17 protein-coding genes are annotated in these 12,564 nt (G+C 37.5%); 9 read left to right on the forward strand and 8 right to left on the reverse strand.

Going from position 1 to position 12,564, the window contains the following annotated elements; genetic code table 11:
- Positions 1-16: 16 nt before the first annotated feature.
- Together ACFX4N_RS19830 and ACFX4N_RS19835 are read right to left on the reverse strand one after the other, a co-directional pair.
- Complete coding sequence (locus ACFX4N_RS19830; protein ID WP_013059554.1) at positions 17-1,054, reverse strand: cytochrome d ubiquinol oxidase subunit II; 1,038 nt, start codon at positions 1,052-1,054, stop codon at positions 17-19.
- A 15-nt stretch (positions 1,055-1,069) separates the two neighbouring features.
- A complete protein-coding gene (locus ACFX4N_RS19835) occupies positions 1,070-2,404 on the reverse strand; it encodes a cytochrome ubiquinol oxidase subunit I (protein WP_013059553.1) in 1,335 nt (444 codons plus the stop codon).
- A gap of 152 nt (positions 2,405-2,556) precedes the next feature.
- On the opposite strand from ACFX4N_RS19835, the gene ACFX4N_RS19840 reads away from it, so the two are divergent.
- Positions 2,557-2,802, forward strand: coding sequence for a type B 50S ribosomal protein L31 (locus ACFX4N_RS19840; protein ID WP_013059552.1), 246 nt, complete (start codon positions 2,557-2,559; stop codon positions 2,800-2,802).
- A 29-nt stretch (positions 2,803-2,831) separates the two neighbouring features.
- Here the strand turns inward: ACFX4N_RS19840 and ACFX4N_RS19845 are convergent, their stop codons facing one another.
- Together ACFX4N_RS19845 and ACFX4N_RS19850 are read right to left on the reverse strand one after the other, a co-directional pair.
- Entirely contained in the window at positions 2,832-3,791 is a 960-nt protein-coding gene (locus ACFX4N_RS19845; protein ID WP_013059551.1) for a metal ABC transporter substrate-binding protein, read from the reverse strand.
- A gap of 83 nt (positions 3,792-3,874) precedes the next feature.
- Positions 3,875-5,062 (reverse strand): GTP-binding protein, encoded by a 1,188-nt coding sequence (locus ACFX4N_RS19850; protein ID WP_082611792.1) that lies wholly within the window; start codon positions 5,060-5,062, stop codon positions 3,875-3,877.
- Positions 5,063-5,181: 119 nt separating this feature from the next.
- Between ACFX4N_RS19850 and ACFX4N_RS19855 the strand changes: the two genes are divergently transcribed.
- Entirely contained in the window at positions 5,182-5,754 is a 573-nt protein-coding gene (locus tag ACFX4N_RS19855; RefSeq protein ID WP_014457956.1) for a beta-class carbonic anhydrase, read from the forward strand.
- A 3-nt stretch (positions 5,755-5,757) separates the two neighbouring features.
- Here the strand turns inward: ACFX4N_RS19855 and yidD are convergent, their stop codons facing one another.
- Positions 5,758-5,985 carry a membrane protein insertion efficiency factor YidD gene (gene yidD, locus ACFX4N_RS19860; RefSeq protein WP_013059548.1) on the reverse strand — a complete coding sequence of 76 codons (228 nt, stop codon included), beginning with the start codon at positions 5,983-5,985 and terminating at the stop codon, positions 5,758-5,760.
- Positions 5,986-6,135: 150 nt separating this feature from the next.
- Here yidD and ACFX4N_RS19865 point away from each other — a divergent pair, with 150 nt between their 5' ends.
- The 5 genes from ACFX4N_RS19865 (at position 6,136) to ytkD (ending at position 8,700) form a co-directional block, all read left to right on the forward strand.
- Positions 6,136-6,609, forward strand: coding sequence for an S-ribosylhomocysteine lyase (locus ACFX4N_RS19865; RefSeq protein WP_013059547.1), 474 nt, complete (start codon positions 6,136-6,138; stop codon positions 6,607-6,609).
- Positions 6,610-6,772: 163 nt separating this feature from the next.
- On the forward strand, positions 6,773-7,213 hold the full coding sequence (locus ACFX4N_RS19870) for a Dps family protein (protein WP_013059546.1): 441 nt from the start codon (positions 6,773-6,775) through the stop codon (positions 7,211-7,213).
- A gap of 91 nt (positions 7,214-7,304) precedes the next feature.
- On the forward strand, positions 7,305-7,730 hold the full coding sequence (locus ACFX4N_RS19875; RefSeq protein WP_013059545.1) for a phage holin family protein: 426 nt from the start codon (positions 7,305-7,307) through the stop codon (positions 7,728-7,730).
- Positions 7,731-7,804: 74 nt separating this feature from the next.
- Positions 7,805-8,125, forward strand: a complete 321-nt coding sequence (locus ACFX4N_RS19880) for a hypothetical protein (RefSeq protein WP_013059544.1) — start codon at positions 7,805-7,807, stop codon at positions 8,123-8,125.
- A 104-nt stretch (positions 8,126-8,229) separates the two neighbouring features.
- Positions 8,230-8,700 carry an RNA deprotection pyrophosphohydrolase gene (gene ytkD, locus ACFX4N_RS19885; protein ID WP_013059543.1) on the forward strand — a complete coding sequence of 157 codons (471 nt, stop codon included), beginning with the start codon at positions 8,230-8,232 and terminating at the stop codon, positions 8,698-8,700.
- A gap of 46 nt (positions 8,701-8,746) precedes the next feature.
- Here ytkD and ACFX4N_RS19890 read toward each other — a convergent pair whose 3' ends face one another.
- Genes ACFX4N_RS19890 through ACFX4N_RS19900 form a run of 3 tightly spaced genes read right to left on the reverse strand, consistent with a single transcriptional unit; the run spans position 8,747 to position 11,310 of the window.
- A complete protein-coding gene (locus tag ACFX4N_RS19890; RefSeq protein WP_025601482.1) occupies positions 8,747-9,553 on the reverse strand; it encodes an ABC transporter permease in 807 nt (268 codons plus the stop codon).
- Positions 9,540-10,310 (reverse strand): ABC transporter ATP-binding protein, encoded by a 771-nt coding sequence (locus tag ACFX4N_RS19895; protein WP_098548247.1) that lies wholly within the window; start codon positions 10,308-10,310, stop codon positions 9,540-9,542. Before ACFX4N_RS19895 ends, ACFX4N_RS19890 begins: the two co-directional genes overlap by 14 nt.
- Position 10,311: 1 nt before the next feature.
- A complete protein-coding gene (locus ACFX4N_RS19900; RefSeq protein ID WP_013059540.1) occupies positions 10,312-11,310 on the reverse strand; it encodes an ABC transporter substrate-binding protein in 999 nt (332 codons plus the stop codon).
- A 172-nt stretch (positions 11,311-11,482) separates the two neighbouring features.
- Here ACFX4N_RS19900 and ACFX4N_RS19905 point away from each other — a divergent pair, with 172 nt between their 5' ends.
- Together ACFX4N_RS19905 and ACFX4N_RS19910 are read left to right on the forward strand one after the other, a co-directional pair.
- Positions 11,483-12,265: an alpha/beta hydrolase family protein gene (locus ACFX4N_RS19905; RefSeq protein WP_013059539.1), complete on the forward strand. Its 783-nt coding sequence runs from the start codon at positions 11,483-11,485 to the stop codon at positions 12,263-12,265.
- Between the two features lie 54 nt (positions 12,266-12,319).
- Positions 12,320-12,562 carry a DUF2584 domain-containing protein gene (locus ACFX4N_RS19910; protein WP_013059538.1) on the forward strand — a complete coding sequence of 81 codons (243 nt, stop codon included), beginning with the start codon at positions 12,320-12,322 and terminating at the stop codon, positions 12,560-12,562.
- Positions 12,563-12,564: the final 2 nt, after the last annotated feature.

Consider the following 12,564-nt stretch of genomic DNA (forward strand, 5'->3'; position numbering starts at 1 on the left):
GTGCTGACCGGGTTTTTTAATATGGCTTCTTTTTGCTGTATTCTTTATTATCTTTCATAAATAGACGCCAGAAATAAAAGAATCCAGGAAATAAAATAGCAAAACCAACAATATACACAATAAATAAAGAATGAAACGCATCGGGATGTGTAAATCCATTCTCAATCGTTACGTTTGGATAGACAACATAAGGTAAATGACTTCGTCCGTATACGTAACTTGCTAAGAAATATTGAAGGATAATGGATACCACGGCTAAACGAGGCATGCCTTTTCCTTTTTGAGAAGGTAGCAGCAGAGCAATACCAGCTACTACAAATAGACCTACAGATCCGTAAAGAAGGGGCTTAAACTGCATCATTTTATCATATAACCAGCTTGCTTCTGATTGCATTGTAATCATAATAAAGATAGCCATTAGCAGGGAAAGAGGTCCTGTAATGAGCGCATCACGCCGATAGACCGCATAAGCTTCCATTTCGTCAGATGACTTCGAGTAATCTGCTAATAACAGAGACGATAGAAACAGCGAAGAGCTTATGGCAAACCCGATAAATGAATAGACGTGCGGACTTGAAAATACTTTTGCTAAATTTAATCGCTGCGTGCCATCAATTATATCAATAAATCCACCTTGACTTACTGGCAGTACAGCGATTAAAAAAGCAGGAATTAACACGCCGGATATACCGGATATATAAACCAATGCTCTCCGATATTTGAAGCTGCTAGCATAGTGTGAAAACACTAAAAATCCGCTTCGAATAGATAAGAGAAGTAAAATGATACTTCCGGGTATTAGTAACACTGTGCCAAGCGTAAATGTAGCTCGAGGAAAAAAACTAAACAGCGCAACAACAATCGCAACGATAAATACATTGGTTACTTCCCAAGTAGGCGATAGATATCTGTTTGCTACATCTGTAGCATTTGTTTTCGTACGATTAATATATACCATCGACCAAAAGCCAGCTCCAAAGTCCATCGTTCCCATTACGGCATAGATAAAAATGAAGCCCCATATTACAGTAATTGCTAGTAATGAATCACCCATATTCTCACATCCTTTTTAATCTGCTTGCGCAGCAAGCTCTTTAGAAAGCGGATTTCTTCTGAAATAAAACACCAGTACAAGGGCGACTGCGGCCACAAGTACGATATAAACAAGCAAAAATAAAAAAAATAAAATATGCAAATTAGCAGAAGTGGTAACTGCTTCTGATGTACGCATGATGCGGTAAATGACCCAGGGCTGTCTTCCTGTGCATGCGAAAATCCATCCGAATTCAATGCCCATGATCGCGAGAGGGCCTGTTGCGACAAATGCCCACATAAAAATTTTAGGGAAGCTTTTCTTCTTTAAAAACTTGTACCAAACAACGCCCACTAGCGCCACTAAAATTAAAATCGATCCGATAATGACCATACCGTTAAACAAGGTATGCACAAAAAGCGGCGGCCAATAATCCCTAGGGAAGTCATTGAGTCCAGTAATCACTGTATTAAAGCTATTACCCGACAAGAAGCTGAGCATCCATGGAAACTCAATTCCATACTTGACTCGCTGTTCTTTTTCATCTGTAAATCCGCCTAAAGCTAATGGCGCATGATCTTGTGTTTCAAATAGACCTTCAGCTGCTGCAAGTTTTTCGGGTTGATATTCGTATACTTTTTGCATAGATTCATGTCCATTCAAAGCTGTTACAAAAGAAAAAATCCCGCCGATTACTAATCCCATCATCAATGCTTTATGATGAAATTTATATTCTCTTGGATTATGTTTTCGCGCACGAAGCATTTTAAAGGCAGCGACTGAAGCAATGACAAAGCCTCCGGTTGTATAAGCAGAAACGGCTACATGACCGGACGTTACAAAGAAACTCGGATTAAAGAAAGCTGCCCAAGGATCTACGCTTACAATTTCGCCATTTAAAATTCGAAAGCCAGCAGGTGTTCCTTCAAATGCGTGCACGTTTGTAATTAAAACGGCAGAGGCAAGAGCGCCTATTGCTACTAAAATTAGACTGATAATCCTCATTTTTCGAGAAATACGGTCCGCTGCGTATACGTAAATAGAGAGAAACAGAGCCTCAATAAAGAAAGCATAAATTTCAATTTGAAAGGGAAGAGCCATCACTTTTCCTACGATTTCCATAAAACCCGGCCAAAGCAACGCTAATTGTACACCAGCAATCGTTCCCGTAGGAATGGCGACTCCAAGCAGGACAGCAGCTCCTTTTGTCCAACGCTGTGCCATAAGTTCATAATCTTTATCTTTTGTTTTGTAGTAAAGAATTTCAGCCAATAAAATCATGAGAGGAATGCCGACGCCAAGAGTGGCAAAAATGATATGTACTCCCATGTTCAAACCAAACATTGAACGTGCAGTAACTAAATGATCCATTCACTTTTCAACCTTTCCAGTAAAGTATTGATAAACCTTATTGTCCACTTTTTACCACGCTTTATGCATCAGAATTGGTAAAACATATAACTTGAAAATAGTAATCATTACGATTATAATAAGTGTATATTGTTTTAAAGGAGAGATATTTAATGAAAACAAATATTCATCCAGACTATCGTAAAGTTGTATTTATGGATACAAATAGCGGAACATCATTTTTATCAGGATCTACAAAACAATCAAATGAGACCGTTCAATGGGAAGATGGCAACACATATCCGCTTTTAAAAGTTGAAATCAGTTCGGATACACATCCATTTTATACAGGAAAACAAAAATTTGCTGATAAAGGCGGCCGTGTAGAACGCTTTAAGCAAAAATATAAGTTACAATAAAAAAACTAGCCGGGAGGCTAGTTTTTTTATTAATATAATGCTTTTTTCAACGTATCAATGTTGTGCTGCATAATGGAGAAATAATCTTCTTTATTTTTAACATCGTTTTTTGTTAATGACTCTAAGTTATGAAGTGTTAAAGCTTGAGCTCCCACTTCATTTTTTACAAGCGTAGACACTTTAGGCTTTAAATTTTGGTCAAAGATAAAGTATTTGATATGGTCTTTTTTTGCCTGTTTTACGATGTTTTCTAATTGTTTTTGAGACGGCTCATTTGTAGGAGATAAACCCGCTACGCTAATTTGCTTTAAGCCGTATCGTTTTTCCCAGTAGCCATAGGCTGCATGTGATACTAAAATTTCTTTATGAGGTGCGTCGCCAATCGTTGTTTTTAACTCTTGGTCCACATCTTCAAGGTGAGTCTTTAACGCTTGGAAGTTCTTTTCAAACTCTGCTTTTTTATCTGGTTTTAATTCAATAAGTTCATCTTTAATATTTTCTGCTAATTGAATAGCTAAAACAGGATCAAGCCAAACGTGAGGGTCTGTATCTCCGTGGTTATGCTCTTCTTCATGGGCATGTTCGTCTTCGTGAGCATGATCATCTTCAGAACTCTTTGCTAATTTAATTCCTTTTGCAGCTTCTACTAAAGCTACATCTTCATTTTTAAGTGTAGACTGTGCTTTATCTGCAAAACCTTCAAGTCCAATTCCTGAGTAAACGAATGCGTCCGCGTTGGCGATTTTAACCATTGTTTTTGTTGTAGGCTCAAATGAGTGGGCATCTACACCGGTTGGTAAAATGCTTTTAGCTTCTACATATTTTCCACCAATTTTTTCAGTAAAGTCTTGTAAAGGGTAGATTGTTGTATAAACTTCTAATTTTTTGTTTTTATTATCAGATGCGTTATTTGCACTGCTTGAACTGCACCCTGCAAGAGCTGTTCCGATTCCTAATGCAAGCACCATTAAAAGTGGTTTGAATTTCATTATGTTGCTCCTTCCGTTCGTATCGTAACCATTTATGACCTATGTTATTATATCGTAATTATTACGATTTGAAAACTAAAAATTTACGAACTTACTGTAAACTTAGGAAGGGGATCTTTGAGAGTAGCCCAATCTTGATTCATTTCCTCATTTGTCAGCAAACAGCGGTCTAAAGTTTCAATTATTTCAGCTGTGTTCATATCAATACCAATGAACACGAGCTCGTTAATACGATCTCCAAATTGTTCATCCCATTTTGCTCGTAATTCAGGCTCTTCTTTTAAGGTTTGTTCTCTTTCTTCCGGTGCGTAAGTTGCTATCCATTCACCCGCTGCTTGAATCATAATGGACGTACCCGCTTGAGAAAGAAGTCCTGCCATATTATTACGCGAAGCAAGCCAGAAAAATCCCTTTGCGCGTACAATATCAACCGGCCAGTTCTCTAACCATTTCATAAAGCGTTCAGGATGAAGGGGACGATTCCTTCTGTATACAAAAGAAGAAATACCGAACTCTTCCGTTTCAGGCGTATGGTGTTCTTCATTTAATTCTTTAATCCATCCGGCTCCTTGACTAGCTTTTTCAAAGTCGAATAAGTGGGTATGAAGTATGGCTTCAAGGCTTACTTCACTATTAATTGTTTGGATAACAGTGGCTTCTGAGTTTAATTTATGAAGAACAGCCTGCAGCTCATCTGCATCATCTTTTGTTAACAAATCAACTTTGTTTAACAAAATGACGTTTGCAAATTCAATTTGATCGATTAATAAATCAATCACTTCTCTTGTATCGTTTTCATCTGTTCCTTCTTTGCGGTCTAATAAGCTTTCGCCGGATGAAAAGTCTTCCCAAAAGCGATTGGCATCTACTACAGTGACCATCGTATCTAACGAACATTTCTGAGTTAAATCAATGCCAAGCTCTTCATCAATATAAGTAAATGTTTGAGCAACAGGTATAGGTTCGCTGATTCCGGAAGATTCAATGACAATATAATCAATATCACCATTGTCAGCTAGGCGTTCTACCTCTTTCATTAGATCGTCTCGAAGCGTACAGCAAATACAGCCATTTTGCATTTCAACAAGTTTTTCTTCTGTTCGAGAAAATCCGCCTTGTTTAACTAAGTCTGCATCAATATTTACTTCGCTCATGTCATTGACAATAACCGCGACCTTTAAACCTTCTTTATTTTTTAAAATATGGTTCAAAAGAGTTGTTTTACCTGAACCAAGGTATCCGCTTAAAACGGTAACGGGAATTTTTTTCACTGTTATAACCTACTTTCTTGTTTATAAATAATAATGATTACGATTTAACACTTTTCATCTTATAGGAAAAAGTATTATAATACAAGAAAGAATTTTTTTTATGAAGGAGAAGACAGCAAATGAGCTTATTACAAGATGTTTTAGAATTCAACAAAAAATTTGTAGAAGAAAAGAAGTATGAACTTTACGAAACAAGCAAATTCCCTGATAAAAAAATGGTCATTTTATCGTGTATGGACACAAGATTGGTAGAATTGCTTCCACACGCTTTAAATTTACGCAACGGAGACGTGAAAATTGTTAAAAATGCAGGAGCGCTTGTTTCACATCCATTTGGAAGTATTATGCGAAGCATTTTAGTAGCTGTGTACGAGCTACAAGCTGATGAGGTATGTGTAATTGGTCACCATGACTGCGGAGCAGGTAAACTTCAGGCGGAACCTTTTTTAGAGAAAGTAAGAGCAAAAGGCATCTCAGATGAAGTGATTAATACCATTGAATATTCTATGGACTTGAAACAATGGTTAACGGGTTTTGATTCAGTAGAAGAGACTGTTCAGCATAGTGTAGAGACAATCCGTAATCATCCTCTATTTTCAAAAGATACTCCTGTACATGGACTAGTTATTGATCCAAATACAGGAAAGCTAGATGTTGTTGTAAATGGGTATGAAGCAATCGAAAACAACTAAAGCTTAGTGTGATTTTTTCTCAGGTACTTCATCGATGCCACCCGGATGGAACGGGTGGCATTTTAAAATGCGTTTTACAGTCAAATAAGATCCCTTTACGGCACCAAAGCGTTTAATGGATTCAACTCCGTACTGGGAGCAAGTAGGGTAAAACCGGCACCTTGCCGGAAGAAAAGGTGAAATTCCTTTTTGATATCCTTTTATAAGTAAAAGCAAAAGCTTTGCAATCATTTATTATCACGTTCTTTCTTTCGTGTTTGCTCATACTATAAGGGATAGAAGGAATAAAAAGCAACTAAAAGAAATAAAGGTTATTAAATGGATGAAATATATCGGAATTGCATGTTATGATAGGTGAAAGAAGAAAAAAGGAGTGGTATTATGCCATCAGTAGAAAGTTTTGAGCTAGATCATAATGCGGTTAAAGCACCTTACGTAAGACACTGCGGTGTTCACAAAGTGGGAAGCGACGGCGTTGTAAATAAATTTGATATTCGTTTTTGCCAGCCAAACAAACAAGCAATGAAGCCCGACGTTATTCATACGTTAGAGCATTTATTAGCTTTTAACATTCGTACTCATGTAGAAAAATATGATCACTTTGATATTATTGATATTTCGCCTATGGGATGTCAAACTGGGTACTACTTAGTAGTGAGCGGCGAGCCGACTGTACGTGAAATTATTGACTTGTTAGACGATACGTTAAAAGATGCAATTAACATTACTGAAATTCCAGCAGCAAACGAAAAGCAGTGCGGTCAAGCGAAACTTCACGATTTAGAAGGAGCAAAACGCTTGATGAAGTTCTGGCTAGAACAAGACAAAGAAGATTTAGAAAAAGTATTTGGCTAAAAATAAGCAGTCCACTGGGCTGCTTATTTTATTTGAAAAAAGATGAAGAAGTTTCTCTGAGTCTAAAGAAAGGGAAATGTCTCTTTTTATGAAAAAAATGTTTTAATCAACTAAAAAAGGGTACAACTATATTATATAAAGAGTTCACAAAGGAGCGAAAAACATGGCAGCAAATGTAAATGAAATCGTTAATAAACAAGTAGCGAATTTTAGTGTAATGTACATAAAACTTCATAACTTTCACTGGTACGTAAAAGGTGAACAATTCTTCACTCTTCATGAAAAGTTTGAAGAGCTGTATACGGAAACAGCTACAATTATTGATGACCTTGCAGAACGCCTTTTAGCATTAGAAGGAAAACCTGTGGCAACAATGAAAGAATCGTTAGAACTTTCTTCTATTAAAGAAGCGGATGGAAGCGAAACGGCTAAAGATATGGTTGCTTCTTTAGTAAGCGATTTTGATACGCTAACTGCTGAATTAAAAGAAGGAATGGACGCAGCCGGTGAAGCGGGCGACGAAACAACAGGAGACATGCTGTTAGCCATTCATCAAAGCTTAGAGAAGCATACGTGGATGTTAAAATCATTCCTAGGCAAGTGATTAAAACCTGCGAGTACTCGCAGGTTTTTTTATGATAAGATGGACGAACACTTTTTTTTCACTGGCATATACTGTAGGGATATGACTGCTTATGACTGCTGAAAGGGTGAAAAAAGTGGATATGCAGAAGCTTGCTGTCTTGATAATCTCAAGTTTAGGTTCACTGGCTTTTTTTTTATTTGGAGAGTGGGACTATTTACTAATGGCTTTAGTAGCATTAGTGGCAATGGATTACTTGACGGGTACAATTGCAGCTTTTATAAATAAACGTTTATCTAGCAAAGTAGGTTTTAAAGGAATTGCCAAAAAGATTTTTATTTTTGCCATGATTGCTGTAGCAAACTTTATCGATTCTGTATTCTGGGAAAACGGTCATATTATTCGAGATGGAGCTATTTTGTTCTATATTTTAAACGAAATGATTTCAATTACAGAAAATGCAGGAATTGTAGGAATTCCAATTCCAGAGCCGTTAAAAAAAGCAATAGCGATTTTAAAAGACCGCTTTAAATCGTAGAGTGTATAAAAAAAGAATAAGATACAAATAAGAAAGATAAGTTGGCACTAGAAAGAAGGAGCTGAATATCTTTCATGACAAAAAAATATTATGTATCTCTGAGTTCAGGAGAAATCAATCAGTCAAATACTGCTTCAGATTGGAATTATGCAATTGAAGCAACAGATGAAGAAGTGGAGAAGCTGAGAACGTATTTAGATCAGCGTGCTTCAAGCGATTGGTCGAGCTTTTGGCGATCACATATTCCATATCTGGAATATCATCATGATTCTCAAAATGATATGTACGATAAAACGACAGTTGAAATATATACCATGCTTTATCAGCTGGGAGACAATGAAACAAAATCACATATCAAACAGATGAATATTTTATCTTCAGATAGAATGGAATAAGGGGTAAAAAGCAAAGAAAAAAAGTACGAGCATACTTTTCTTATCAGGTATGGCCGTAATGTATGATAAAATAAGGGAAAAATCAAATGGAGTTTGAGTCGACCATGTACACATTTAAGGATGCATATCATAATCAAGTATTTTTATCATTTGAAAAAAATCCATTCTCGAAAACTCCACGTCATGTTTGGGTCGTATGCAGGTATGAAAATCAATGGTTGCTAACGAATCACTCAAAACGAGGTTTAGAATTTCCCGGAGGAAAACTAGAAGGCAATGAAGTACCAGAAGAAGCAGCGGTTCGAGAAGTATTTGAAGAAACAGGCGGAGAAGTCTCTTCTTTAACTTATATTGGTCAGTACAAAGTAGTAAGTAAAGGAAAGACCATTATTAAAAACATTTATTTTGCTACTATTGGAAATGTAATTAAAAAAGAAGACTACATGGAAACAGATGGTCCAGTAATGATTGATGAACTACCTTCGGGTATTCAACAAGATGATGCATACAGCTTCATCATGAAAGATAATGTTTTACAATATGTAATGAAATATGTAAAGCGAACATTTTTGTAAAAGCATCGTATTAATAAAAATCCCCCCGTTTGTACGGGGGGATTTTTTATGAGCGTCGGATCAATTTCTTTTCTAAATAAGCAACGCCTTGGTACATAATCGTAGCGAAAATGGCAATTAATAATAAGCTGAGAAGAACAAGAGTAAAGTTGAAAACTTGGAAACCATAAATAATCATATATCCAAGCCCTTTTGAAGAAACTAAAAATTCTCCTACGATGACGCCTACCCAAGATAAGCCGACATTTACTTTAAATGTGGAAATAATGGCAGGCATGGAAGCTGGCAGAATTGCTTCTTTAAAACAGCGGGTTTTCGTTGCACCGAAGCTTTTTAGTAATTTAATATAGTTTGGATCAACTTCTTTAAAGGCTGTGTAAACGACGATGGATGTAATAATAACGGATATAATCGCTCCCATCGTTAAAATTGAGAAAAATCCTGGACCGATCGCTACTATTAAAATAGGGCCCAGCGCTACTTTGGGCATGGCGTTTAAAATAACGAGGTAAGGGTCTAATATGTTTGCAAGCCTAGTTGAATACCAAAGGGCCGTTGCAAGTAAAATACCTAGCAATGTGCCTAGAATGAAGCCAAGAACCGTTTCAAATAATGTAAAACCAATATGTTCTGCTAGCGAGCCGTCGGCAAGTTTAATTAAAAATAAATGCCATACTTTAGTAGGGGAACTGAAAATTAAAGGATCAATCCACTTTAAACGAGAAGCTAGTTCCCAGAAGCTAAAAAAGGCTAAGAAAATGACCATCTGTACGCTCAGTACTAATCGTTTTTCGCCGCGAACCTTGCGAAGGTAGCTTTCGTGAAGAGTATTTAGGGAGCTAGTGGGTTTCAAGTTGATCAAGCTCCTTCCATATGTCCATAAATAAATCGTTATAGACAGGGTGCTGGCGTGCTTCAAACGGAGAAAGGGTTCGTAAAATAGAAGGAACCGTAAATGTTTTTGCGATTTTCCCCGGCTTGGCTGAGAATAAAAAGATTCGGCTGCTCATAGCAATGGCTTCGCCGATATCGTGCGTGACCAAAACGGCCGTTTTTTGATAGGTCATCAGCGTTTTGGAGACAAGTTCTTCAAGCTTGAGTTTTGTTTGAAAATCGAGTGCTGAAAAAGGTTCGTCTAAGAGTAAAATAGCGGGGTCAATAGCAAGTGTTCGAACTAAAGCGACGCGTTGTCTCATGCCTCCGGATAACTGGTGCGGATATAGGCTATCTACGCCTTGTAAACCGATTTCTTTTAGAAGTAACAAAGCTTTCTTCTCTGTTTCATCTGTTAGCTGGCCGCGAATTTCAAGACCAAGTAAAATATTTTCTTTAATGGTTTTCCACGGAAACAAATAATCTTGTTGAAGCATATAACCGATGTTTGGGACTGATGTTCCGATATTTTCACCGTCTATTGTGACAGAGCCGGACGATGGTTCAATCAAGCCGGCAATAATCGATAGAAGCGTCGTTTTTCCACATCCGCTTGGGCCGAGAAAGGAAACAAATTCTCCTTCTTCAATAGACAAATTAATATGTTCAAGTGCAGTGGTAGCAGACTTTGTCGTAAGATACATATGCTGAACATCTTGAATGTGAAGTTTTGTCATATTACTCACTCATTGCATCTTTTGCGAATTTTGTGTTGACTAGCTTACTGTGATCGATGTGTCTTGGAAGTTCTCCAGATTCGTCCATGATTTTTTGTAAATGATCCCACTCTTTTTGATCTAATAAAGGGTTAGTTGCAAAGGATTTTTGGGATTTATAGCGGTCAATAACAGTTTTCAGCGTTTCTTTAGGTGTATCTTCAAAATACGGTGCAACCACTTCAGCAATTTCATCTGTGTTATGTGTATTCACCCATTTTTGTGCTTTGTAAATAGCTCGAGTAAATTTAGCCGCTGCTTCAGGGTTATCTTTTAAATAGCTTTCTTTGGCCATAAATGTTGTATAAGGAACTGTTCCTGATTCTTTTCCGAAGGAAGCAACGATATGTCCTTTTCCTTGTTGCTCTAAAATACTAGCCGTTGGCTCAAATAATTGAACGTAATCTCCAGTGCCAGAAGCAAAAGCATTCGCAACGTTAGCAAAATCAATGTTTTGAACGAGTTTTACATCTTTTTTAGGATCAATATTATGCTGTTTCAACACATATTCCCCTACCATTTGCGGCATGCCGCCTTTGCGTTGACCAAGAAACGTTTTGCCTTTAAGCTGATCCCATGAGAAGTGATTGACTTTTTTACGCGCTACTAGAAATGTTCCGTCGGTTTGGGTTAGTTGTGCAAAGTTGATGACGGGATCACTAGACCCCTGTGCATATACGTAGATTGAAGTTTCCGAGCCGACTAGAGCGACGTCGATGCCGTCAGATAAAAGTGACGTCATTGTCTTATCTCCGCCCCACGTTGTTTTTAAATCTACCTTTAGTCCTTCTTCTTCAAAAAAGCCTTTTGAAATAGCGACGTACTGGGGAGCATAAAAGATAGAGCGAGTTACTTCGCCAACACGAACCGTTTGTACAGATGTTGTTTTGCTGCAGCTAATTAGTGGAATGAGTAAAATCATAATAGCAAGCAAAGAAAAAAGCCATTTGATTGGTTTCATAAAGCAAACCTCCTTAAAATAATAAAATATTTTATGATAATGTATGTAAAGAAGTGGAAGAAGGTGAGTGCCTATATAACTATGTGTAAAATCAAAGAAGTATTAGTCAACAATTGAAAGTACACCTTAGCGGGAGAAAGCAGGCTAGTTATATAAAGAATGGAGGAAAAAAATGAAAGATGGAACAATTCTTCATAAACAGCGTTTCCCATCATCAAACCCTCGCGTGGCGCTGTGGGTGATTACATATGCATGTCAAGGGCTTAAGATTAAAGGAATGCTCGCAGAGCCAAAAGAAAAAGGAATGTATGACGGCTTTTTATACTTAAGGGGAGGTATTAAGAACGTAGGAACGGTTCGTCCTGCTCGACTCATTCAATTTGCTTCTCAAGGTTTTATTGTGATGGCTCCGTTCTATAGGGGAAATCAAGGAGGCGAAGGAAACGAAGATTTTGCGGGAGATGATCGTTACGATGCTTTTGCTGCTTACGATTTACTGAAACAGCTCCCTAACGTCTACCATGACCGCATTCATATTTTTGGGTTTTCAAGAGGGGGAGTGATGGCTTTACTCACAGCCATTGAAAAAAACGACAGCCGTTCTCTTGTGTTATGGGGAGGCGTCACGGATATGGTGCTGACATATGAAGAAAGAGAAGATTTAAGAAGAATGATGAAGCGGGTGATTGGAGGAACGCCTTCTAAATATCCTGAAAGATACGAATGGAGGACACCTTTGCATCGTGCTCATCTCGTCGAGCCGCCGGTCTTGCTTATTCATGGTTTAGAAGATAAAAACGTGTCGATTGATCATTCCTATCAGCTCGAATCTAAACTAAAGAAGTCCAATAAAAAAGTTACCAGCTGGTACTTCGAAAACTTTCCACATGCTTTTCCACCAAAAGAAAACCGAGAAACGGTGAAGAAGTTAACGAAGTGGATGAAAGCGCAATAAAAGATATGCTACGATAGAGAAAACAAGTAGAATAACAGTGAGGAGTGAGAAAAAATGGGGATGCCGCTAGAATTAAATACAATGATTGTGACAAAAGGCAACGAAAAGCGTGTAACGGATAACATTTTTCAAATTGAGAAAAAAGGATATCGCTTGTATCCGTTAGATATTCCATTAAACATTCACAAAACGAAAAATGGAGAATGTATTGGAACTGCTGTTGTGCGTAAGGTAGAAATGGAGCAGGAAAAAACCATTGTCACATATGAACTGACAAAATTACATTCGACTAACTAAAA

Source organism: Priestia sp. YIM B13551 (genome assembly GCF_042787905.1).
GTDB lineage: Bacteria > Bacillota > Bacilli > Bacillales > Bacillaceae_H > Priestia.